This window comes from Pseudomonas sp. Irchel s3h17, from assembly GCF_900187505.1.
In the GTDB taxonomy this organism is placed as follows: domain Bacteria; phylum Pseudomonadota; class Gammaproteobacteria; order Pseudomonadales; family Pseudomonadaceae; genus Aquipseudomonas.
In genome coordinates, this window is record NZ_FYDL01000008.1 from 87,438 (window position 1) to 108,937 (window position 21,500).

The 21,500-nt window shown below is 59.8% G+C and carries 22 protein-coding genes and 1 other RNA gene; 17 read left to right on the forward strand and 6 right to left on the reverse strand.

Annotated features, from left to right (window positions below; translation table 11 throughout):
* Positions 1–120: 120 nt before the first annotated feature.
* The gene (locus tag CKW25_RS13115) at positions 121–1,017 is read right to left on the reverse strand and encodes a GlxA family transcriptional regulator (RefSeq protein ID WP_172736512.1); all 897 of its coding nucleotides are present in this window, start codon (positions 1,015–1,017) and stop codon (positions 121–123) included.
* A 245-nt stretch (positions 1,018–1,262) separates the two neighbouring features.
* Between CKW25_RS13115 and CKW25_RS13120 the strand changes: the two genes are divergently transcribed.
* On the forward strand, positions 1,263–2,399 hold the full coding sequence (locus CKW25_RS13120) for an acyl-CoA dehydrogenase family protein (RefSeq protein WP_095079799.1): 1,137 nt from the start codon (positions 1,263–1,265) through the stop codon (positions 2,397–2,399).
* Positions 2,400–2,546: 147 nt separating this feature from the next.
* On the opposite strand, the gene CKW25_RS13125 is transcribed toward CKW25_RS13120, so the two are convergent.
* On the reverse strand, positions 2,547–3,587 hold the full coding sequence (locus CKW25_RS13125; protein WP_095079801.1) for an NADP(H)-dependent aldo-keto reductase: 1,041 nt from the start codon (positions 3,585–3,587) through the stop codon (positions 2,547–2,549).
* Positions 3,588–3,832: 245 nt separating this feature from the next.
* Between CKW25_RS13125 and rplM the strand changes: the two genes are divergently transcribed.
* The 7 genes from rplM to CKW25_RS13160 all read left to right on the forward strand — a co-directional run bounded on the left by rplM (position 3,833) and on the right by CKW25_RS13160 (position 8,704).
* Positions 3,833–4,261, forward strand: a complete 429-nt coding sequence (gene rplM, locus CKW25_RS13130) for a 50S ribosomal protein L13 (RefSeq protein ID WP_007905295.1) — start codon at positions 3,833–3,835, stop codon at positions 4,259–4,261.
* 14 nt (positions 4,262–4,275) lie between these two features.
* Positions 4,276–4,668, forward strand: coding sequence for a 30S ribosomal protein S9 (gene rpsI / locus CKW25_RS13135; protein WP_002555064.1), 393 nt, complete (start codon positions 4,276–4,278; stop codon positions 4,666–4,668).
* Positions 4,669–4,920: 252 nt separating this feature from the next.
* Positions 4,921–5,514 carry a ubiquinol-cytochrome c reductase iron-sulfur subunit gene (gene petA, locus CKW25_RS13140; RefSeq protein WP_095079803.1) on the forward strand — a complete coding sequence of 198 codons (594 nt, stop codon included), beginning with the start codon at positions 4,921–4,923 and terminating at the stop codon, positions 5,512–5,514.
* Positions 5,514–6,725 carry a cytochrome bc complex cytochrome b subunit gene (locus CKW25_RS13145; protein WP_095079805.1) on the forward strand — a complete coding sequence of 404 codons (1,212 nt, stop codon included), beginning with the start codon at positions 5,514–5,516 and terminating at the stop codon, positions 6,723–6,725. The genes petA and CKW25_RS13145 overlap by 1 nt, the downstream gene beginning before the upstream one ends.
* Entirely contained in the window at positions 6,725–7,507 is a 783-nt protein-coding gene (locus tag CKW25_RS13150; protein ID WP_095079806.1) for a cytochrome c1, read from the forward strand. The genes CKW25_RS13145 and CKW25_RS13150 overlap by 1 nt, the downstream gene beginning before the upstream one ends.
* Before the next feature lie 149 nt (positions 7,508–7,656).
* A complete protein-coding gene (locus CKW25_RS13155; RefSeq protein ID WP_095079808.1) occupies positions 7,657–8,274 on the forward strand; it encodes a glutathione S-transferase N-terminal domain-containing protein in 618 nt (205 codons plus the stop codon).
* 16 nt (positions 8,275–8,290) lie between these two features.
* Positions 8,291–8,704, forward strand: coding sequence for a ClpXP protease specificity-enhancing factor (locus CKW25_RS13160; protein ID WP_095079809.1), 414 nt, complete (start codon positions 8,291–8,293; stop codon positions 8,702–8,704).
* 54 nt (positions 8,705–8,758) lie between these two features.
* On the opposite strand, the gene CKW25_RS13165 is transcribed toward CKW25_RS13160, so the two are convergent.
* The 4 genes from CKW25_RS13165 to CKW25_RS13180 all read right to left on the reverse strand — a co-directional run bounded on the left by CKW25_RS13165 (position 8,759) and on the right by CKW25_RS13180 (position 12,202).
* A complete protein-coding gene (locus tag CKW25_RS13165) occupies positions 8,759–9,337 on the reverse strand; it encodes a BON domain-containing protein (RefSeq protein WP_095079811.1) in 579 nt (192 codons plus the stop codon).
* Positions 9,334–9,927: a phosphoheptose isomerase gene (locus CKW25_RS13170; RefSeq protein WP_007904374.1), complete on the reverse strand. Its 594-nt coding sequence runs from the start codon at positions 9,925–9,927 to the stop codon at positions 9,334–9,336. The genes CKW25_RS13165 and CKW25_RS13170 overlap by 4 nt, the downstream gene beginning before the upstream one ends.
* A gap of 101 nt (positions 9,928–10,028) precedes the next feature.
* Positions 10,029–10,391, reverse strand: a complete 363-nt coding sequence (locus CKW25_RS13175) for a YraN family protein (protein WP_095079813.1) — start codon at positions 10,389–10,391, stop codon at positions 10,029–10,031.
* Positions 10,391–12,202 carry a penicillin-binding protein activator gene (locus tag CKW25_RS13180; protein WP_095079815.1) on the reverse strand — a complete coding sequence of 604 codons (1,812 nt, stop codon included), beginning with the start codon at positions 12,200–12,202 and terminating at the stop codon, positions 10,391–10,393. Before CKW25_RS13180 ends, CKW25_RS13175 begins: the two co-directional genes overlap by 1 nt.
* Positions 12,203–12,411: 209 nt before the next feature.
* Between CKW25_RS13180 and rsmI the strand changes: the two genes are divergently transcribed.
* The 9 genes from rsmI (at position 12,412) to mraY (ending at position 21,495) form a co-directional block, all read left to right on the forward strand.
* Positions 12,412–13,284 (forward strand): 16S rRNA (cytidine(1402)-2'-O)-methyltransferase, encoded by an 873-nt coding sequence (gene rsmI / locus CKW25_RS13185; RefSeq protein WP_095079817.1) that lies wholly within the window; start codon positions 12,412–12,414, stop codon positions 13,282–13,284.
* 75 nt (positions 13,285–13,359) lie between these two features.
* Positions 13,360–13,713: RNase P RNA component class A (gene rnpB / locus CKW25_RS13190), an RNA gene on the forward strand.
* Positions 13,714–14,161: 448 nt separating this feature from the next.
* A complete protein-coding gene (mraZ, locus tag CKW25_RS13195; RefSeq protein ID WP_019693566.1) occupies positions 14,162–14,617 on the forward strand; it encodes a division/cell wall cluster transcriptional repressor MraZ in 456 nt (151 codons plus the stop codon).
* Positions 14,614–15,561, forward strand: a complete 948-nt coding sequence (rsmH, locus tag CKW25_RS13200; protein WP_371855086.1) for a 16S rRNA (cytosine(1402)-N(4))-methyltransferase RsmH — start codon at positions 14,614–14,616, stop codon at positions 15,559–15,561. Before mraZ ends, rsmH begins: the two co-directional genes overlap by 4 nt.
* Entirely contained in the window at positions 15,558–15,851 is a 294-nt protein-coding gene (gene ftsL / locus CKW25_RS13205; protein WP_095079819.1) for a cell division protein FtsL, read from the forward strand. Before rsmH ends, ftsL begins: the two co-directional genes overlap by 4 nt.
* Positions 15,851–17,590, forward strand: coding sequence for a penicillin-binding protein 2 (locus tag CKW25_RS13210; protein WP_172736515.1), 1,740 nt, complete (start codon positions 15,851–15,853; stop codon positions 17,588–17,590). Before ftsL ends, CKW25_RS13210 begins: the two co-directional genes overlap by 1 nt.
* Positions 17,590–19,053, forward strand: a complete 1,464-nt coding sequence (locus CKW25_RS13215; protein ID WP_095079823.1) for a UDP-N-acetylmuramoyl-L-alanyl-D-glutamate--2,6-diaminopimelate ligase — start codon at positions 17,590–17,592, stop codon at positions 19,051–19,053. Before CKW25_RS13210 ends, CKW25_RS13215 begins: the two co-directional genes overlap by 1 nt.
* Entirely contained in the window at positions 19,046–20,413 is a 1,368-nt protein-coding gene (gene murF, locus CKW25_RS13220) for a UDP-N-acetylmuramoyl-tripeptide--D-alanyl-D-alanine ligase (protein ID WP_095079825.1), read from the forward strand. Before CKW25_RS13215 ends, murF begins: the two co-directional genes overlap by 8 nt.
* Positions 20,413–21,495: a phospho-N-acetylmuramoyl-pentapeptide-transferase gene (gene mraY, locus CKW25_RS13225; protein ID WP_095079827.1), complete on the forward strand. Its 1,083-nt coding sequence runs from the start codon at positions 20,413–20,415 to the stop codon at positions 21,493–21,495. Before murF ends, mraY begins: the two co-directional genes overlap by 1 nt.
* The last annotated feature ends 5 nt before the right edge of the window (positions 21,496–21,500 follow it).

Sequence of the window (21,500 nt, forward strand, 5' to 3'; positions counted from 1 at the left end):
CTCCGACGCTCTGTATTCCGTTTTTTGCGTAGGAAAATGCACAGCGAAAGAACTGCGTGGCCGGCGCAAGATTCTATGTGGAAGCGAGCAGGCTCGCTCCCACATTCGGTTGGTGTTCGGCTATGCAGCCTGCTGAAACTGCTGCCGATACTGGTTCGGCGACAGTTCGGTGTGCTGGCGGAACAGACGGGCGAAGAAGCTCGCGTCGTCGTAGCCGACTTCGTAGCTGATGGTCTTGATGCTCTTGCGGCTGCCCGAGAGCAGGCCCTTGGCGGTTTCGATGCGCAACCGTTGCAGGTAGTGCAGCGGCTTGTCGCCGGTGGCGGTCTGGAAGCGGCGCATGAAGTTGCGGATGCTCATGCCGTGTTCACGGGCGACGTCTTCGAAGCGGAACTTGTCGGCAAAGTGTTCTTCGAGCCAGTGCTGGATCTGCAGGATGATCACATCCTGATGCAGCTTCTGTCCGCCGAAGCCAATGCGGCCGGGGGAATAGCTGCGCTGCACTTCATACAGGATGTCACGGGCCACGGCCTGGGATACGTTGGCGCCGCAGAAACGCTCGATCAGGTAGATATAGAGATCGCAGGCCGAGGTGGTGCCGCCGGCGCAGTACAGGTTGTCGGCGTCGGTCAGGTGCTTGTCCTTGTTGAGCTGGACATTGGGGAAGCGTTCCTCGAAGGCGTTGAAAAAGCGCCAGTAGGTGGTCGCTTCCTTGCCATCGAGCAATCCGGCTTCGGCCAGCCAGAACACCCCGGTGGCCTCGCCGCAGAGCACCGCGCCACGGGCGTGTTGCTCGCGCAACCATGGCAGCACTTGTGGATAACGTTGGCACAGGGTGTCGAAATCGTCCCAGAAGGCCGGGAGGATGATGATGTCAGTGTTTTCCAGGCCACCGTCCACCGGCATCAGCACATCGCTGAAGCTGTTGACGGGTTTGCCGTCGGGGCTGACCACGCGGGTTTCGAATCCGGGAGTCAGGCCATGACCCTGTTGTTTGCCGTAGCGCAGGCTGGCCAGGTGGAAGAAATCCTTGGCCTGCATGAGGGTGTAGGCAAAAACCCGGTCGATAGCCAGGATACTGACTCGCCGCAAGGGCGAGGAGGGTTGGATAGACATAATTCAATTTATTCTTATAGGGGAAAGTGGTCACCAAGCGGCTGGATCGTCTTATTTTTTGGCTGATGTGTCCAGTGTCCTGTTCCGGGCGTGGGGCTTAGGCTCTGGGATTCAATTTTCGGCCAACAATAATCACAGGTGCCCCGATGATTCCAAGAACCTTGTTCAGTTCCGAGCACGAACTGTTTCGCGACAGCGTACGAACCTTCCTCGAAAAAGAGGCCGTGCCCTTTCATGCTCAATGGGAAAAGCAGGGTTTTATCGACCGTAAACTCTGGAGCAAGGCAGGGGAGGCGGGGATGCTGTGCTCCCATCTGCCGGAAGAGTACGGTGGCCTCGGTGCGGATTTTCTCTACAGCGCGGTGGTCATCGAGGAGGTAGGGCGGCTGGGGTTGACCGGCATCGGTTTTTCCCTGCATTCGGATATCGTCGCGCCGTACATCCTGCATTACGGCAGTGAAGCCCTGAAACACAAATACCTGCCCAAGCTGGTCTCGGGGGAAATGGTCACCGCCATTGCCATGACCGAGCCCGGTGCCGGCTCCGACCTGCAAGGGGTGAAAACCACCGCAGTGCTGGACGGTGACGAGTACGTGATCAACGGCTCGAAAACCTTCATCACCAACGGCTTTCTCGCGGACCTGGTGATTGTCGTGGCCAAGACCGATCCCAAGGCCGGGGCCAAGGGCACCAGCCTGTTCCTGGTGGAAGCCGGCACCCCGGGTTTCGACAAGGGCAAGCGCCTGGAAAAGGTCGGCATGAAGGCCCAGGACACCTCCGAGCTGTTCTTTCAGGATGTGCGGATTCCCAAGGAGAACCTGTTGGGGCAGGCCGGGATGGGCTTTGCCTACCTGATGCAAGAGCTGCCACAGGAGCGCCTGACGGTGGCCGTCGGTGGCCTGGCCTCGGCCGAGGCGGCGCTGCAGTGGACGCTGGACTATACCCGCGAGCGCAAGGCGTTCGGCAAGTCGATCGCCGACTTCCAGAACACCCGCTTCAAGCTGGCGGAAATGGCCACTGAGATCCAGATTGGCCGGGTGTTCGTCGACCGCTGCCTGGAACTGCACCTGCAAGGCAAGCTCGACGTGCCGACGGCGGCGATGGCCAAGTACTGGGGCACCGACCTGCAATGCAAGGTGCTCGACGAGTGCGTGCAGCTGCACGGCGGCTACGGCTTCATGTGGGAGTACCCGATCGCCCGGGCATGGGCAGATGCGCGCGTGCAGCGGATCTATGCCGGGACCAATGAAATCATGAAGGAGATCATTGCGCGGTCGCTTTGAATGGGTTGTGAGTTGACTCTCGTCATCGCGGGCAAGCCCGCTCCCATCAGGGCCCGCGTCCATCACACCCTGTGTGGTCGGGTGCAGGTCCGGTGTGGGAACGGGCTTGCTCCGGGCGGCGTTCCGACGAATGGGGTCGGAAATCAATCAGGGCGCAGGGTTCGGGTGATCCTTGTGGATTGCCTCGATTCCCGCCAGCACTTCGTGGGACAGTTTCAGGTCGAAGCTGGCGATGTTGCTGTCCAGTTGTTCCAGCGTCGTTGCACCGATGATGTTGCTGGTGACGAACGGTTGCTGGTTGACGAACGCCAGGGCCATTTGCGCCGGGTCAAGACCGTGCTCGCGGGCCAGTGCCACGTAGCGGCTGCAGGCGGCTTCCGACTGCGGGTTGAAGTAGCGGCTGAAGCGACTGTAGAGGCTCAGGCGACCTTTTGCCGGGCGCGCCCCACCTTCGTACTTGCCTGAGAGGAAACCGAACGCCAGGGGGGAATAGGCGAGCAATCCGCACTGTTCGCGAATGGCGATTTCTGCCAGGCCCACTTCAAAGCTGCGGTTGAGCAGGTTGTAGGGGTTCTGGATCGAGACTGTCCGTGGCCAGCCACGGGCTTCGGCCAGGGCGAGGAAGCGCATGGTGCCCCACGGGGTTTCGTTGGACAGGCCGATGTGGCGAATCTTGCCGGCCTTGACCTGCTCGTCCAGCGCCTCAAGGGTGTCCTCGAGCGGTGTCAGGTTGACTTCGCTCTTGTGTGTGTAGCCCAGCTGGCCAAAAAAGTTGGTGCTGCGCTCCGGCCAGTGCAGCTGGTAGAGGTCGATCCAGTCGGTCTGCAGGCGCTTGAGGCTGGCATCCAGGGCCTGGACGATGTGTTCGCGATTGTGCTTGAGATGGCCGTCGCGGATGTAGTCGATGGTGTTGCCTGGCCCCGCGATCTTGCTGGCCAGGACCCAGTCGGCGCGATCGCCGTGGCGCTTGAAATAATTGCCGATGTAGCGCTCGGTGCTGGCGTAGGTTTCGGCCTTGGGCGGTACCGGGTACATCTCCGCGGTGTCGATGAAATTGATCCCGGCGTTTTTGGCTCGTTCAATCTGCGCGAAGGCTTCAGCCTCGCTGTTTTGCTCGCCCCAGGTCATGGTTCCGAGGCAGATGCCGCTCACTTTCAGGTCGGTGCGGCCTAGCTGGCGATAGTCCATCGGGTGCTCCCTTGGCAAAACAATCATAAAAGCAGGTTGAAAAATTTTTCGCAATCTGCATAATTGCGCACCTCTTTCTGCAGTGGAAGTGATGCGCCGCCGCCGAAGAATCTTGCCGTTGAACGGACGCGCCGACCCGAGCCCCCGATAGCGTCTGTACCCGGCTGCCTTTGACTTGTCAAAGTACGCACTATTCAGTAAGATCCGCCGTCTAATTTACAGGGCGGCCCCTGAGGCTATAAAGAATGAAAACTTTTACTGCTAAACCGGAAACAGTACAGCGCGACTGGTTTGTCGTCGACGCTGCAGGTCAGACCCTGGGTCGTCTGGCCACCGAAATCGCGAGCCGTCTGCGTGGCAAGCATAAAGCTGAGTACACGCCTCACGTTGACACCGGCGACTACATCGTCGTTATCAACGCCGAGCAGATTCGTGTAACCGGTGCTAAAACCACCGACAAAATCTACTACTCTCACTCCGGTTTCCCGGGCGGCATCAAGTCGATCAACTTCGAAAAGCTGATCGCTAAAGCCCCTGAGCGCGTGATCGAGACCGCGGTTAAAGGCATGCTGCCTAAGAACCCACTGGGTCGCGACATGTATCGTAAGCTGAAAGTCTATGCGGGCGCTGTTCACCCTCATACTGCTCAGCAGCCCCAAGAACTGAAGTTTTAACGGAATAGTTCATTATGTCGGCGACTCAAAATTACGGCACTGGCCGTCGCAAGACCGCAACCGCACGCGTTTTCCTGCGTCCGGGTACTGGTAACATCTCCATCAACAACCGCTCCCTGGATAATTTCTTCGGTCGCGAAACTGCCCGCATGGTAGTTCGTCAGCCGCTGGAATTGACTGAGACTGTCGAGAAGTTCGACATCTACGTCACCGTGATCGGTGGTGGTGTAAGTGGTCAAGCTGGCGCAATCCGCCACGGTATCACTCGCGCTCTGATGCAGTACGACGAAACCCTGCGTGGCGCTCTGCGCAAAGCTGGCTTCGTGACTCGCGATGCACGTGAAGTTGAACGTAAGAAAGTTGGTCTGCGTAAAGCGCGTAAGCGTCCGCAGTACTCGAAGCGTTAATTCGCTCTCGCGTTCAAAGCGCCCAGTCTCCTCACGGAGCTGGGCGTTTTTTATGGGCGAAGATTTGTGGTGTGACAACTTGCCACATCCGTAGAGGCCCTATACTGCAAGGCTTGGCGGTTGTGTCGGGTGGTAATTACCTTGTCAGAATTGGGGCTTTTCATTACCATTCGGCAAAATTTTTATAAGTTCAGATTTTTACTTAGTAGATGCCTGATTTAACAGGCCACAAAGCTGATGGGAGAGGACTGAATGAGCAATGACGGCGTGAATGCAGGCCGGCGTCGCTTTCTGGTAGCAGCCACATCCGTGGTGGGTGCTGCAGGAGCGGTGGGGGCTGCGGTCCCGTTCGTGGGGTCGTGGTTTCCCAGTGCCAAGGCGAAGGCCGCAGGTGCACCGGTGAAGGTGAATGTCAGCAAAATCGAACCAGGTCAGCAAATGATTGCTGAATGGCGCGGTCAGCCGGTGTTCATTGTCCGCCGTACCCAGGAAATTTTGGGGAATCTTACAAAGATCGAGGGTGAACTCTCCGATCCGGACTCCAAGAGCTCGGTACAACCGACTTATGTGGATCCCAAGACGCGTTCGATCAAGCCAGAGGTTCTGCTGCTGATCGGTATTTGCACGCACCTGGGCTGTTCCCCGACCTTCCGTCCAGAAGTGGCGCCAGCGGATCTTGGTCCGAAATGGGTAGGGGGTTATTTCTGCCCTTGCCACGGTTCCCACTACGATCTGGCTGGCCGTGTCTTCAAGTCGCAGCCTGCGCCTTTGAACCTGCCAGTTCCCCCGCATTCCTATGAGTCGGATGACATCATTGTCGTCGGCGTCGATACGGAGAAAGCGTGATGAGCAAGTTCATGGATTGGGTTGATGCGCGCTTTCCCGCGACCAAAATGTGGGAAGACCATCTCAGCAAGTACTACGCCCCGAAGAACTTCAACTTCTTCTACTTCTTTGGCTCTCTGGCGCTGCTGGTTCTGGTTAACCAGATCGTAACCGGCGTCTGGTTGACCATGAGCTACACCCCGTCGGCGGAAGAGGCGTTCGCCTCCGTCGAATACATCATGCGCGACGTCGAGTACGGCTCGATCCTGCGTCTGCTGCACTCCACGGGCGCTTCGGCGTTCTTCATCGTGGTTTACCTGCACATGTTCCGTGGCCTGCTCTACGGTTCGTACCAGAAGCCGCGTGAGCTGGTGTGGGTGTTCGGCATGCTGATCTACCTGGCGCTGATGGCGGAGGCCTTCATGGGCTACCTGCTGCCTTGGGGCCAGATGTCCTACTGGGGTGCCCAGGTGATCATCTCGCTGTTCGGTGCGATCCCGGTCATCGGCGACGACCTGACCCAGTGGATCCGTGGTGACTACCTGATTTCGGGCATCACCCTGAACCGCTTCTTCGCCTTGCACGTAGTCGCCTTGCCGATCGTGATTCTCGGTCTGGTAGTGCTGCACGTCCTGGCGCTGCACGAAGTCGGTTCGAACAACCCTGACGGCGTGGACATCAAGAAGCACAAGGACGAAAACGGCGTACCGCTGGATGGCATTGCCTTCCACCCGTACTACACCGTGAAGGATATCGTCGGCGTCGTGGTGTTCCTGTTCATCTTCTGCTCGATCGTGTTCTTCTTCCCGGAAATGGGCGGTTACTTCCTCGAGAAGCCGAACTTTGAAGTGGCGAACGCGTTCAAGACCCCTGAGCACATCGCTCCGGTCTGGTACTTCACCCCGTTCTACGCGATCCTGCGTGCGGTTCCGGACAAGCTCCTGGGCGTCATCGCCATGGGTGCCGCGATTGCCGTGCTGTTTGTCCTGCCTTGGCTTGACCGCAGTCCGGTCAAATCCATGCGCTACAAAGGCTGGCTGAGCAAGATCTGGCTCTGGGTGTTCTGCATTTCGTTCGTGATTCTGGGTGTGCTGGGTGTGTTGGCTCCAACACCAGGTCGTACGCTGCTGTCGCAGGTATGTACCTTCCTGTACTTCGCCTACTTCATTCTGATGCCGTTCTACACCAGGCTCGAGAAGACCAAACCGGTTCCGGAAAGGGTGACTGGCTGATGAAAAAGCTATTTGCTGTACTGATTCTTGCGGCTATGCCTGTGTTCTCGTTCGCCTCTTCGGCGGGCGGTCCTGAGCTGGAAAAGGTAGATATCGACGTTTCCGACAAAGCGGCAATGCAAGATGGCGCGCGTACGTTCGCCAACTACTGCATGGGTTGCCACAGTGCCAAGTTCCAGCGCTATGAGCGCGTTGCCGACGATCTGGGGATTCCTCACGATCTGATGTTGAAGAACCTGGTGTTCACCGGCGCCAAGATCGGCGACCACATGAGCATCGGCATGCAGCCGGCAGACGCCAAGGCCTGGTTCGGCGCTGCGCCGCCTGATCTGACCCTGGTGGCTCGTGTTCGGGGTACCGACTGGCTGTACGGCTACCTGAAGTCGTTCTACGAAGACCCGTCGCGCCCTTGGGGTGTGAACAACAAGGTGTTCCCGAACGTGGGCATGCCTAACGTGCTGGTGGGCCTGCAAGGTCGCCAGGTCGTAGGGTGCAAACAGGTTCAGGTCGTCGAGCATGGCAAGAAGCAATATGATCCGCTGACCGGTACGCCGCTGACTCATGAAGCGTGCGATCAGTTGACCATCGTGCCGAAGTCCGGTGCCCTGACCGAAGAGCAGTTCGATGAGAAGGTCAAGAATCTGGTAACCTTCCTCGCTTACTCGGCTAACCCGGTTAAGCTGGAGCACCAGCGCATTGGTACCTATGTGTTGCTGTACCTGGCGTTCTTCTTCGTATTCGCCTATCTGCTCAAGCGCGAATACTGGAAAGATGTGCATTGATATAGCTTCAAGTAATTGCTGTTAACCGCGCGCGCCCAAGGGCGCCTCCGAAAGTGTAACGAGTCTGGTCATCCAGGCGTTACGGGAGGCGCCCTCTGGGCGCGCTCGTTTTTCCGCTCCGATAATTTCAACAAGCGAGGAGGATCGCCATGGGCGTGACCAATCGGTTGGCCTGTTACTCCGACCCCGCCGACCACTATTCCCACCGAGTGCGAATCGTACTGGCAGAGAAGGGTGTCAGCGCCGAGATCATCAGTGTGGAGGCGGGTCGTCAGCCGCCAAAGCTGATCGAAGTGAACCCCTACGGCAGCTTGCCCACCCTGGTCGATCGTGACCTGGCGTTGTGGGAGTCGACGGTGGTGATGGAATACCTGGATGAGCGTTACCCGCATCCGCCTTTGCTGCCGGTTTATCCCGTGGCGCGTGCCAACAGCCGTCTGCTGATTCATCGCATTCAGCGCGACTGGTGTGGCCTGGTGGACCTGATTCTGGATTCGCGGACCAAGGAACCCGCGCGCGTACAGGCTCGCAAGGAGTTGCGTGAAAGTCTCACGGGGGTTTCGCCGTTATTTGCCGACAAACCTTTTTTCCTGAGTGATGAACAAAGCCTGGTGGATTGTTGCCTATTGCCAATACTCTGGCGTTTACCGAAGCTAGGTATCGAACTGCCGCGGCCTGCCAAGCCGCTGCTTGATTATATGGAGCGCCAGTTTGCGCGTGCGGCATTCCAGGCGAGTCTGTCTGCTACCGAACGCGATATGCGCTAAGGCTTAAGGAGCCGCTATGAACTCCAGTCGACCTTATTTGGTCCGCGCGCTCTATGAGTGGATTGTGGACAACGACTGCACACCGCACATGCTGGTCAATTCCGAGTTTCCGTCGGTGCAGGTCCCCCAGGGGTTTGCCAGTGATGGACAGATTGTTCTGAACGTTTCTCCTGCGGCTGTTCGTCATCTGCACATGGATAACGAGGCGGTCAGCTTCGAGGGGCGCTTCGGTGGTGTTCCTCATACCCTGTACGTGCCTGTGGGCGCAATCCTGGGCATTTACGCCCGGGAAAATGGTCAGGGTATGGTGTTCGATCTTGAGTCGCCTCTGGATGACGAGGAAGAGATCGAGCAGGAAGATGATCAGCCGCCACCCGATGACGAGCCGCCGCGCCCAAGCGGTCGACCCAGTTTGAAGGTGGTGAAGTAATAAAAAAGGCGATCCGGATGGATCGCCTTTTTTGTGCCTGGCGTTCGGGTTACATCAATCGATGTACTCGAACAGCTTCACAATCTTTTGTACGCCGGAAACACCCTGTACCAGATTGGTCGCCTGGGCGGCTTCCTGCTTGGTCAGCAGGCCCAGCAAGTAGACGATGCCATTCTCGGTCACGACCTTGATGCGTGAGCCGGGAATGCTCGGGTCGGTGAGCATCTGGGCCTTGATCTTGGTGGTCAGCCAGGCGTCGTTATTACGGGCCAGCAACGACGAAGGCTGCATCACTTGCAGTTCGTTGTGTACGGTCTTGACCCGCTGGACGGCGGCAGCGGCTTGTTCGGCCTGGGCCTTGAGGTCGGAGCGGGGTGTTTGTCCGGCGAGCAGCACGACGCCGTTGAAGCTGGTCACGACGATGTGCGAGTTGCGGTCCAGGTCCGGGTTGGCCTTGGCCACGTTCACGCCGACCTTGGTTTCGATCAGGGAGTCGTCGATCTTGCTGCCGAAGGTGCGAGTGCCGCGGTCATCTTGAATAGGGCTTTCACGGCTGGCGCTCACCATTGAGGTGCAGCCGCTGATGGCAAGGCTCAGGGTCAGGGCCACAAGGCCGAGGCGATTAAGGGTCATTCTTCACTCCCGAACAATTGGCTGTCGATCAAGTCGCAGAGGCAGTGGATCGCCAGCAGGTGAACTTCCTGAATGCGTGCGGTGACGTTGGCCGGTACGCGAATTTCGACGTCTTCAGGCAAAAGCAGCGAGGCCATGCCGCCGCCGTCGCGACCGGTCAAGGCTACGACAATCATTTCGCGATCATGTGCGGCCTGGATCGCTTGAATAATGTTGGCCGAGTTGCCGCTGGTGGAAATCGCCAGCAATACGTCGCCGGGTTGGCCCAGTGCACGGATTTGCTTGGAGAATATTTCGTTGTAGCTGTAGTCGTTGGCGATCGAAGTGATCGTCGAGCTGTCGGTGGTCAGCGCGATGGCTGGCAGGCTCGGGCGCTCGCGCTCGAAACGGTTAAGCAGTTCGGAAGAGAAATGCTGTGCGTCGCCAGCCGAACCGCCGTTACCGCACGAAAGCATTTTGCCTTCGTTGAGCAGGGCGTTGACCATCACTTGGCTGGCTTGCTCGATGTGCGGTGCAAGTACGTCCATCGCCTGTTGCTTGGTATCGATACTGGCCTGAAAAAGCTGGCGAATTCGGGATTGCATGTCCATCTGTGTGACCTTAAGTGGCGCGGCTTGGTGGCACGGCAATGTGCGGCCCGCAAAGCAAAGAGCAAAAGTATTGGGTTAAAGGCGGCCTTGCCTGAGAGCGGTCAGCTATCAAAGGCATTCCGTAGCCAGTTCAGCTGTGTTGCGGTGCTGTCTATGGCGACTACATCAAAGCGGCAGGGAGAATCGGCCCAGCGCGACTCGCTTTGCAGGAAGTACTGCGCGGCGAGAATCAGTTTTTGACGCTTGCGTGCATCGATGCTGCCGAGCGCGCCACCCCATTGGGTGTTTTGTCTGTAGCGGACTTCGACGAATACTACTGTATCGCCGTCAAGCATGACCAGATCAAGCTCACCGCGTTTGCACAGCCAGTTCTGCGCCAGGAGGCGCAGACCCTGTTGCTGGAGATGCTGGAGCGCCTGGCTTTCGGCGTCCCGTCCGCGTTGTTGGCTTGACCTGTCAGGCATTAACGTTGGGTGTCTGGCAGGCGCTGGACCTGACCGTTGACGAACTGTGCCCAGGGCAACTGACGTTGAATGCGCTGTGTCGGGCTCATGCTCAGGTTGCCCGATTGGCCTTCGATAGTGCTGTCAGGCAACGCCTTGAGCTGGCCCAGGCGTGGTGCCAGGCGGTAAGCATCGACACCCATGGCGTACAGGCGGCCCAGGCTGCCGTTGGCTTGCGGCCATTGAGCGGTCACTTGCTGGCGCAGTGGGTCGTTGATGTTCAGCAACCATGGGGTATCGCAGAAGCGAATGCCATTCATGTCGTTGTACTGGTTCTGGTCGCCGCTGGCGCTGTACACGTGGGACGTGGCGTAGACCGGTACGTCGCCCGCGTACTGGAAGTTCAGCGTGGGCTTGATCTGTTGGGCCTGTTGCGGGGTCGAGGCCAGGAAGATGAACTCGATGTCCTGGCGACGCGAAGGTTGTGCGGCGACCTGGGAGCCCAGGGTGCTTTGCAGGCTCTTGGCGCGACCTTCGCTCTGGCGCAGCTGGAACAGGTCGGCGATTTGCTGGGCCAGTTGCACAGGCTGGTCGACACGCTCGATACCGATGATGGTGCCGCCGTTGCCTTGCCAGTCCTGGCTGAACGCCTTGAGGACGCGATCGCCCCATTCGCCTTTTGGTACCAGGACCGCGGCGCGATGCAGGCCGTCGGCCCGTGCTCGCCGGGACACTTCGCGGGCTTCGTCCTCGGCGGCCAGGCCGAACTGGAACAGTTGGGCGGGGCCTTGATCGCCTTCGCTGTAGTTCAGGGCCAAGGTGGTGATGGGCAGTTGTGGGCGGGCGCTGAGTTGTTTGACCAATGGTTTTTCCAATGGGCCGACAACCAGTTGCACGCCATCGGCCTGCGCCTTGCGATAGAAGTCGTCCAGCGAGGTCAGGCGCGAGCTGTCATAAAACTCGATGGCCGGTGGCTTCTGTCCGGCTTGCTGGGCTTGGTAGTGAGCAGCCATGAAGCCTTCGCGCAAGGCCTTGGCCACCGAGGCCAGCGGGCCTTCCTGGGGCAGTAGCAGGGCGATTTTGCTGACGGGCTGGCTGGCCAGTTGCTTGAGTTGGGTCAGGGCCAGTGGCAGTTGAAGGGCGGCCGGGTGTTCCGGGTGCTGGGCGCGCCATTGGTCGATGGCGGCCTGTTGCAGTTCCAGCGTGCCTGCGGTCTTCACCGCCACGGCCAGGCTCATCCAGCCACCGAGTTCGTCGTTGGTGATCGGTTGCAGTTGGTCGGTCGGCAAGGAAGCGATAAGTGCCCAGATGGCCTCATGGTTCTTGCTAGCGGCGTCGCCTTCAAGCATCGGGGCAATGGCGATGCGCTGGCGGGCGGCGGCCAGGGTCTGGCCATCGGCCTCGAGGGCGCGGGCGCGCACGGTGCCGGTGCGCACTTGCTGCTCGTCGGGTAGCTCGTCCAGGCGTTGCAGGCTTGGATGGCTCAGGGCAGTCAGCGCCGCCTTGGGCTGGTTGCGAGTCATGGCCAGTTCCGCCGCCAGGGTGCTGGCGAAGACCTGTTGGCCGGGTTTCAACGATTCCACTGGAACCAGTTGAAGTATTTGCGCGGACTGGTCGGCGTTACCTTGACGGTAGGCCAGGTCGGCGGCGCTCAGGCGCAGCAGGGCAGCCTTTTCGGGATTGCCTGCGGTGGTGGCCTGTTCGAGCAGTTGCTCGATACTGGCATCCGCAGTCCGTGGAAGGTCGCCAAGGCTGGACGAGGGCGAGCTAGCGCAAGCCGCCAGCAAGGCAGCAAGGCAGAGGGCAGTGAACAGCCGCAGGCAAGCGATCATGTAAGTGTTCCTGATACTCGATCAAATTAGCGTGGAATTGTACCCAAGCGCTGGCCGGGGCGCGATGTTGCTGGCGTGAAACGTTCAATTTAGGTCGTGTAAATGTTGCGAGGCTCAACGGTGGCGGGTGTCCGATGACGACAGTGACGCTCATCCGAGGGGCTACTACGCGCTACAATGGCGGTTTTACCAACCATGAGGTGTGCGCTTTGACTGCTCCAGGTGCTTTGAATTCCGCTGCTGGCTCGCTTTATGTGGTGGCGACGCCCATCGGCAACCTGGATGACATCAGTGCCCGCGCGCTGAAAATCTTGCGTGAGGTGGCGTTGATCGCTGCTGAAGATACTCGTCACTCCTTGCGGTTGCTGCAACATTTCGGGATTGGTACGCCTTTGGCCGCTTGCCATGAGCACAACGAGCGCGATGAAGGCAGTCGTTTCATTACGCGTTTGCTGGCAGGCGACAACGTCGCATTGATTTCCGACGCGGGCACGCCGCTGATCTCGGATCCCGGTTATCACCTGGTGCGCCAGGCGCGGGCGGCCGGTATCAATGTAGTACCGGTTCCCGGGGCTTGCGCGTTGATTGCGGCATTGTCTGCGGCGGGGCTGCCATCGGACCGCTTTATCTTCGAGGGTTTTCTGCCGGCCAAGGTCGTTGGGCGCCGCGCGCGCCTGGAGTCCATAAAGGAAGAACCGCGCACCTTGATCTTTTACGAGGCGCCGCACCGGATTCTGGAGTGCCTGCAGGACATGGAACTGGTGTTTGGCGCGGACCGTCCGGCGTTGCTGGCGCGTGAGCTGACCAAGACCTTCGAGACGCTCAAGGGCCTGCCATTGGCCGAGTTGCGCGCTTTCGTCGAGGCCGACAGCAATCAGCAGCGCGGCGAGTGCGTGGTGCTGGTGGCCGGCTGGACGGCCCCGGAAAGCGAGGATGCGGTCAGCAGTGAGGCGATGCGTGTCCTCAATCTGTTGCTCGAGGAGATGCCCCTCAAGCGTGCGGCAGCCCTGGCGGCGCAAATAACCGGTGAGCGCAAGAACGTGCTTTATCAAGTGGCCCTGGAAAAGCAGAAAGGCGAGTAAGCGCGCGGGCTGTAGAGCGGTAAAAGGCTTTTATTGCTTGTTCTTCGGGCGTTGTGCCGTTAACCTTCGCGGCGGAGAGTCGATCGGACAGTCGCTGCCCTCTATGAAAATTAGGGGGGGGAGGAAAGTCCGGGCTCCATAGGGCGAAGTGCCAGGTAACGCCTGGGAGGCGCGAGCCTACGGAAAGTGCCACAGAAAATAACCGCCTAAGCACTTCGGTGCCGGTAAGGGTGAAAAGGTGCGGTAAGAGCGCACCGCACGACTGGCAACAGTTCGTGGCTAGGTAAACCCCACTTGGAGCAAGACCAAATAGGGTCCCAAGGCGTGGCCCGCGCTGGGACCGGGTAGGTTGCTAAAGGTGTCCAGTGATGGCCATCGTAGACGAATGACTGTTCAAGACAGAACCCGGCTTACAGATCGACTCTCCACCTTATTTATCTTCTCTGCCTGAGCCACAGGCGGGGAGGCTTGGTACTATCGACTGGCTAGCGTTCAAGTGGCTGGCGGTGATAAGTTTAATGTCGATAGACCGTCCGCAGGACCCCGTTTGCAGAGGCGCCCGTAGTAGCCATTACCCACCCTGCTTGAATCAATAGCAGACGCGCTTTTGTAATACCAAAAAAATCTTACTCTTAACAAATTACTTTAACTTCTGAACGTAGCCTTCAGTGCTGCTTCAAGTTATCGAGCTCAATCATCCGCCAAATATTCGTAACCTCTTCTTTTGCGCCTCTAAATCTCCGATCTGTAAGGTTTTTCCTTGAATCCGCGCCTTGACGGTGTGGTGGGCGCATTCCTATAGTGTGCACAAGTGGCGAAAAGTGGCATGAAGTGGGTTTTTTGAGCGTAAAACGCTAAAATTTGGGGAGACGCTGACGTGTTTCGCGGAGCCAACGCTATCAGTCTCGATGCAAAAGGCCGTCTCGCCATGCCGAGCCGGTATCGTGACGAGCTCGTTTCGCGAAGTTCGGGGCAGTTAATTGTAACGATTGATGCCGTTGACCCTTGTTTGTGCGTTTACCCCCTCGATGAGTGGGAGCTGATTGAAACCAAGCTGCGCGCACTGCCTTCGCTGCGCGAAGAAAACCGTCGCTTGCAACGCTTGCTGATTGGTAATGCCGTCGATCTCGAACTCGATGGCAGTGGTCGTTTTCTGGTTCCGCCACGTCTGCGCGAATATGCCAAGTTGGATAAGCGCGCAATGTTGGTAGGCCAACTGAACAAGTTCCAATTGTGGGACGAGGATGCCTGGGATGCAGTGTCTGCTGCTGACCTGGCTGCTATTCAACAACCGGGCGCCATGCCTGATGAACTGCGTGATTTGATCCTGTGACTATTGATAGCGGCTTTAACCACATCACCGTACTGCTTGACGAAGCCGTCGAGGCTCTCGCCGTACGCCCTGATGGGTGCTATCTCGATGGCACCTTCGGGCGCGGCGGTCATAGCCGCCTGATACTCAGCCAGCTCGGCCCTGATGGCCGGTTGCTGGGATTCGACAAGGATCCTCAAGCGATTGCCACCGGGCAAACGCTAGCGGCCGAAGACGGCCGCTTTGTCGTTGTACAGCGCAGCTTTGCCGAGCTGGGTTCGGAAGTGGCCGATCGCGGCCTGGCCGGCAAGGTCAGCGGCGTCCTGCTCGATCTGGGGGTGTCCTCGCCACAGCTCGACGATCCCGAGCGCGGCTTCAGCTTCCTCAATGACGGTCCGCTGGACATGCGTATGGACCCGTCTCGCGGGATCAGTGCGGCCCAGTTCGTCAACACGGCACCTGTCGAAGAAATTGCCCGCGTATTCAAGGAATACGGCGAAGAGCGTTTTTCCGGTCGCATGGCCCGTGCCGTGGTCGAACGTCGCGACATCAAGCCATTCGAGCGCACCGGCGATCTGGCCGAAGTCCTGAAAGTGGCCAACCCGGCGTGGGAAAAGGGCAAGAACCCGGCTACCCGTGCATTCCAGGGCCTGCGCATTCACGTCAACAACGAGCTGGGCGATCTTGAAACCGGTCTTGAAGCGGCGCTCGAGGCGCTGGAGGTCGGTGGTCGTCTGGTGGTGATCAGCTTCCACTCGCTGGAAGACCGTATCGTCAAACTGTTCATGCGCAAACTGGTCAAGGGTGAAACCGATAACCTGCCGCGCAACCTGCCGGTACGTTTCGAAGCCTTTGTGCCGAAAATCAAAATCCATGGCAAAGCGCAGTTCGCCGGCGAAGCCGAACTCAAAGCCAACCCACGCTCCCGTAGCGCCGTCATGCGCGTCGCGGAGAAGCTGCGGTGAGCAAGCTCTTTGCCAAGCCTCTTCCAGGCGGCAGCTTTTTCATGCTGCTGCTGTTTGTTGGCGTGCTGATGTCCGCGATCGCGGTGTCCTACAGCGCCCACTGGAATCGTCAGTTGCTCAACTCGCTGTACAACGAGTTGAGCGTACGCGACAAGGCACAGGCAGAGTGGGGTCGCCTGATCCTCGAGCAAAGTACCTGGACGGCCCACAGCCGTATCGAAGTGCTGGCCACCGAACAACTGAAAATGCACATCCCGGGCGCGGCTGAAGTGCGAATGGTGGCGCCATGATGAAACTCGACGGCGCGCTGTTTCCCTGGCGTTTTCGCCTGGTGCTGGGCTTGCTCGGCATCATGGTGGCGGCGATTGCCTGGCGCATCATCGACCTGCAGGTCGTCGATCGCGCCTTCCTCAAGGGGCAGGGCGATGCGCGCAGTCTTCGTCACATTCCCATTCCGGCTCACCGTGGCCTGATCACCGACCGCAACGGTGAACCCTTGGCCGTGAGTACCCCGGTCACGACCTTGTGGGCCAATGCCAAGGAAATGCAAACGGCCAAGGAAAAATGGCCGGCGCTGGCGGCTGCCCTGGGCCAGGATCCGAAAGCCCTGACCGAGCGCCTGGAAGCCCAGGCCAACAAGGAATTCATCTATCTGGTGCGCGGCTTGACCCCCGAGCAGGGCCAGCTCGTGCTCGACCTCAAGGTGCCCGGTGTCTATGGCATTGAAGAGTTCCGGCGTTTCTACCCGGCCGGTGAAGTCACCGCTCATATGGTTGGCTTTACCGATATCGACGATCACGGTCGTGAAGGGGTGGAGCTGGCCTATGACGAATGGCTGGCAGGTGTGCCCGGCAAGCGTCAGGTGATCAAGGACCGGCGCGGCCGGTTGATCAAAGACGTTCAGGTGACCAAAAACGCCAAGGCCGGCAAGCCCTTGGCGTTGTCCATTGACCTGCGCCTGCAATACCTGGCCAACCGCGAGTTGCGCAACGCCATCATCGAGAACGGCGCCAAGGCCGGCAGCCTGGTGATCATGGACGTGAAGACCGGCGAGATCCTCGCCATGGTCAACCAGCCGACCTACAACCCGAACAACCGTCGCAACCTGCAACCGGCGATGATGCGTAACCGCGCGATGATCGACGTGTTCGAGCCAGGTTCGACCATGAAGGCGATCTCCATGAGCGCCGCGCTGGAATCCGGTCGCTGGAAACCGAGTGACACCGTCGAGGTGTACCCGGGCACGCTGCAGTTGGGTAAATACACCATCCGCGACGTTTCCAAGACAGAAGGCCCGGTACTGGACCTGACCGGGATCCTGATCAACTCCAGTAACGTGGGCATGAGCAAGATCGCCTTCGATATCGGCGGCGAAACCATTTTCCGTCTCGCCCAGCGGATCGGCCTGGGCCAGGACACCGGCCTGGGCTTCCCGGGCGAGCGGGTCGGCAACCTGCCGAACTACCGCGAATGGCGCAAGGCCGAGACCGCGACACTGTCCTATGGCTACGGTCTTTCGGTGACGGCCATCCAGTTGGTCCATGCGTTTTCGGCGCTGGCCAACAACGGCCGTCTTGCACCGCTGACCCTGATCAAGACCGACAAGCCCCCGCAAGCCGCCCAGGTGATGCCGGAAAGCGTGGCCAAAACCATGCAAGGCATGTTGCAGCAGGTGATCGAGGCTCCGCGCGGTGTGTTCCGTGCACAAGTACCGGCCTATCACGTGGGCGGCAAGTCCGGTACCGCGCGCAAGACCTCGGTGGGCACCAAAGGCTATGCCGAAAACTCCTACCGCTCGCTGTTCGCCGGCTTCGGCCCGATGAGCGATCCGCGTTTCGCCATCGTTGTCGTGATCGACGAGCCGAGCAAGGCCGGCTACTACGGTGGCCTGGTTTCTGCGCCGGTGTTCAGCAAAGTGATGTCCGGCACCCTGCGCCTGATGAACATCACCCCGGACAACCTGCCACCGACCCAAACAGCCAATGCAACCCCGACTATTCCAGTTAAAGCCAACGGAGGGCGCGGCTGATGTCTCTTAGCCTGAACAAGATTTTTGCCCACGCTGGCCGTGATCTGCTGATTCGCGAACTGACCCTGGACAGCCGCAGCGTGCGGGCAGGCGACCTGTTCCTGGCGGTGCCGGGTGGCAAGCTCGACGGTCGTGCGCACATTGCCGATGCCCTGCAGCGCGGCGCGGCGGCGGTGGCGTATGAAGTCGAAGGGGCAACCGTCCTGCCGATTACCGATGTGCCATTGATTCCGGTGAAGGGCCTGGCCGCGCAGTTGTCCGATATCGCCGGGCGCTTTTATGGCGAGCCGAGCCGTCACCTGAACCTGATTGGCGTGACCGGCACCAACGGTAAAACCAGCGTGACCCAACTGGTCGCGCAAGCGCTGGACCTGCTGGGGCAACACTGCGGCATCGTGGGCACCTTGGGCAGCGGTTTCCATGGCGCGCTGGAAAGCGGCCTGCACACCACGCCGAACCCCATCGTCGTTCAGGCGACCCTGGCCGACCTGAAAAAGGCCGGTGCCAAGGCCGTCGCCATGGAAGTGTCTTCCCATGGCCTGGACCAGGGGCGTGTCAGTGCGCTGGCATTTGATGTGGCTGTGCTGACCAACCTGTCGCGCGATCACCTGGATTACCACGGCACCATGCAAGCCTACGGCGAGACGAAAGCCAGGCTGTTCGGCTGGAACGACTTGAAGTGCCGGGTCATCAACCTCGATGACGAGTTCGGTCGCAAGCTGGCTGCTGACAAGGGTGAGTCGCGCCTGATCACCTACAGCCTGGAAGATTCCAGCGCCTACCTGTATTGCCGTGAAGCTGCGTTCGATGACGAAGGTGTGCGTGCCACGCTGGTGACGCCCCAGGGCGAGCACCATCTGCGCAGCACCTTGCTGGGGCGATTCAACCTGAGCAACGTGCTGGCCGCGGTAGGCGCACTGCTGGGGCTGGACTACGCGCTGGATGAAATCCTGCGTGTGCTGCCAAAGCTCGAAGGCCCGGCCGGTCGCATGCAGCGCCTGGGCGGTGGCAGCCAACCCTTGGTGGTGGTCGATTATGCCCACACCCCGGATGCGCTGGAAAAAGTCCTGACGGCCTTGCGTCCGCACGCCAAGGGCAAGCTGCTCTGCCTGTTCGGTTGCGGCGGCGATCGCGATCGCGGCAAGCGTCCGTTGATGGCCGAAGTGGTTGAGCGCCTGGCCGATGGCGTGCTGGTGACCGATGACAATCCGCGCACCGAAGACCCCGCGCAGATTTTCGATGATATTCGCGCCGGTTTTGCCGCTGTGGATAAGGTTCGTTTCGTTCCCGGTCGCGGTCGGGCAATTGCCGAGCTGATTGCCGGTGCCAGCGCCGATGATGTGATTGTCCTGGCCGGCAAAGGTCACGAGGATTACCAGGAAATCAACGGCGAACGCCATGACTTCTCTGATCTGGTCGAGGCCGATCATGCCTTGACCGCATGGGAGGTGGCCCGTGCTTAAGGCCTTGAAACTCAGCGAAGTGGCAGGCCCGTTGGCCGGCCGCGTACTGTCCGTCGACAGCCATTTTGACGGCGTCAGCATCGACAGCCGGGCGATCCAGCCTGGCCAACTGTTCATTGCGCTGGCCGGTCCGCGCTTTGATGGTCATGACTACCTGAACGACGTGGCCGCCAAAGGCGCGGTTGCCGCCGTGGTCGAGCGTGAAGTGGCCAACGCCACCCTGCCGCAGTTGCTGGTCAAGGATGCGCGCCAGGCGTTGGGCCAGCTCGGCGCGCTGAACCGTGCCGCGTACACGCATCCAGTGGCGGCGATCACCGGTTCCAGCGGCAAGACCACGGTCAAGGAAATGCTCGCGAGCATCCTGCGCACGCGCGGTCCGGTGCTGGCAACCCGTGGCAACCTGAACAACGACCTCGGCGTGCCGCTGACCTTGCTCGAACTGGCCCCGGAACATACCGCAGCCGTTATCGAACTCGGCGCCTCGCGCATCGGCGAGATTGCCTACACCGTCGGCCTGACCCAGCCGCATGTCGCGATCATCAACAATGCCGGTACCGCCCACGTTGGCGAGTTTGGCGGACCGGAGAAAATCGTCGAAGCCAAGGGCGAGATTCTCGAAGGGCTGGACGCTGATGGCGTCGCCGTCCTGAATCTCGACGACAAGGCCTTTGCCATCTGGGAAAAACGCGCGGCCGGCCGTCAGGTGCTGACATTTTCCCTGGACGACAGCCGTGCCGATTTCCACGCCAGCGGCCTGGATCGCGATGCACGTGGCTGCCCATCGTTCACCCTGCACAGCCCGCTGGGTATCGCCCACGTTCAATTGAGCCTGCTGGGTGTCCATAACGTGGCCAATGCCCTGGCCGCGGCCGCGGCCGCTCATGCCCTGGGTGTATCGCTGTCCGGTATCACCAGCGGCCTGAATGCCGTGCAACCGGTCAAGGGACGTGCGGTTGCGCAGCTGGCGACCAACGGCATGCGCGTAATTGATGACACTTACAACGCAAACCCCACCTCCATGTGCGCTGCCGTTGATATACTGGTCGGCTTTTCCGGTCGCACCGTCCTGGTGCTCGGGGATATTGGCGAGTTGGGCGAGTGGGCGGAGCAGGGGCACCGCGAAGTTGGCGCGTATGCCAGCGGCAAGGTTTCCGCACTTTACGCAGTAGGCCCGATGATGGCGCATGCCGTCGCAGCCTTCGGTGAACAGGCTCGTCATTTCGCCAACCAGGCGGATCTGATTGCGGCGCTGGGCGCCGAACACGATACAAACACCACTATTTTGATCAAGGGCTCGCGCAGCGCTGCGATGGAAAACGTCGTCGCGGCCTTGTGCGGTTCGAGCGGGGAGAAACATTAATGCTGCTGCTGCTAGCGGAGTACTTGCAACAGTTCTACAAGGGCTTCGCGGTCTTTCAGTACCTGACCCTGCGCGGGATTCTCGGTGTACTGACCGCGCTGGTACTGTCGCTGTGCTTCGGCCCCTGGATGATCCGCACCCTGCAGCACCGCCAGATCGGCCAATCGGTCCGTCACGACGGCCCGCAATCGCACCTGTCGAAATCGGGCACCCCGACCATGGGCGGCGCGCTGATCCTGTCGGCCATCGGTGTCAGCACCTTGCTCTGGGCCGACCTGAGCAACCGTTATGTCTGGGTCGTGCTGTTGGTGACCCTGCTGTTCGGCGCCATCGGCTGGGTTGACGACTACCGCAAGGTCATCGAGAAAAACTCCCGTGGCCTGCCCAGTCGCTGGAAATACTTCTGGCAGTCGGTGTTTGGCCTCGGCGCGGCGATCTTCCTTTACATGACCGCCGCCACACCGGTGGAAACCACCCTGATCCTGCCGATGCTCAAGGACTACAGCATTCCGCTGGGCGCCGGTTTCATCGTGTTGACCTACTTCGTGATCGTCGGCTCCAGCAACGCGGTCAACCTGACCGACGGCCTCGACGGCCTGGCCATCATGCCGACCGTGATGGTGGGCGGCGCACTGGGGATCTTCTGCTACCTGTCGGGTAACGTGAAGTTCGCCGAATACCTGCTGATCCCTTATGTACCGGGCGCGGGTGAGCTGATTGTGTTCTGCGGCGCGTTGATCGGTGCCGGCCTGGGTTTCCTCTGGTTCAACACCTACCCGGCGCAAGTCTTCATGGGCGACGTCGGCGCACTGGCGCTGGGCGCGGCCCTGGGCACCATCGCGGTGATCGTCCGCCAGGAAATCGTCCTGTTCATCATGGGCGGTGTGTTCGTGATGGAAACCCTGTCGGTGGTGATCCAGGTCGCCTCTTTCAAACTGACCGGTCGCCGTGTGTTTCGCATGGCGCCGATTCACCACCACTTTGAACTCAAGGGCTGGCCCGAGCCGCGCGTGATCGTCCGTTTCTGGATCATCACCGTGATTCTCGTGCTGATTGGCCTTGCCACCCTGAAGCTGAGGTAGAACGA

What these genes read in the sequence shown, in the direction of transcription:
- CKW25_RS13210 (WP_172736515.1), top strand. Translation starts at nt 15,851, where the DNA reads ATGAAACTCGACGGCGCGCTGTTTCCCTGGCGTTTTCGCCTGGTGCTG.
- CKW25_RS13120 (WP_095079799.1), top strand. Translation starts at nt 1,263, where the DNA reads ATGATTCCAAGAACCTTGTTCAGTTCCGAGCACGAACTGTTTCGCGAC.
- CKW25_RS13165 (WP_095079811.1), bottom strand. Translation starts at nt 9,337, where the DNA reads ATGACCCTTAATCGCCTCGGCCTTGTGGCCCTGACCCTGAGCCTTGCC.
- petA (WP_095079803.1), top strand. Translation starts at nt 4,921, where the DNA reads ATGAGCAATGACGGCGTGAATGCAGGCCGGCGTCGCTTTCTGGTAGCA.
- CKW25_RS13175 (WP_095079813.1), bottom strand. Translation starts at nt 10,391, where the DNA reads ATGCCTGACAGGTCAAGCCAACAACGCGGACGGGACGCCGAAAGCCAG.
- CKW25_RS13160 (WP_095079809.1), top strand. Translation starts at nt 8,291, where the DNA reads ATGAACTCCAGTCGACCTTATTTGGTCCGCGCGCTCTATGAGTGGATT.
- CKW25_RS13170 (WP_007904374.1), bottom strand. Translation starts at nt 9,927, where the DNA reads ATGGACATGCAATCCCGAATTCGCCAGCTTTTTCAGGCCAGTATCGAT.
- CKW25_RS13155 (WP_095079808.1), top strand. Translation starts at nt 7,657, where the DNA reads ATGGGCGTGACCAATCGGTTGGCCTGTTACTCCGACCCCGCCGACCAC.
- CKW25_RS13150 (WP_095079806.1), top strand. Translation starts at nt 6,725, where the DNA reads ATGAAAAAGCTATTTGCTGTACTGATTCTTGCGGCTATGCCTGTGTTC.
- CKW25_RS13215 (WP_095079823.1), top strand. Translation starts at nt 17,590, where the DNA reads ATGTCTCTTAGCCTGAACAAGATTTTTGCCCACGCTGGCCGTGATCTG.
- CKW25_RS13125 (WP_095079801.1), bottom strand. Translation starts at nt 3,587, where the DNA reads ATGGACTATCGCCAGCTAGGCCGCACCGACCTGAAAGTGAGCGGCATC.
- rplM (WP_007905295.1), top strand. Translation starts at nt 3,833, where the DNA reads ATGAAAACTTTTACTGCTAAACCGGAAACAGTACAGCGCGACTGGTTT.
- CKW25_RS13180 (WP_095079815.1), bottom strand. Translation starts at nt 12,202, where the DNA reads ATGATCGCTTGCCTGCGGCTGTTCACTGCCCTCTGCCTTGCTGCCTTG.
- mraY (WP_095079827.1), top strand. Translation starts at nt 20,413, where the DNA reads ATGCTGCTGCTGCTAGCGGAGTACTTGCAACAGTTCTACAAGGGCTTC.
- rpsI (WP_002555064.1), top strand. Translation starts at nt 4,276, where the DNA reads ATGTCGGCGACTCAAAATTACGGCACTGGCCGTCGCAAGACCGCAACC.
- CKW25_RS13145 (WP_095079805.1), top strand. Translation starts at nt 5,514, where the DNA reads ATGAGCAAGTTCATGGATTGGGTTGATGCGCGCTTTCCCGCGACCAAA.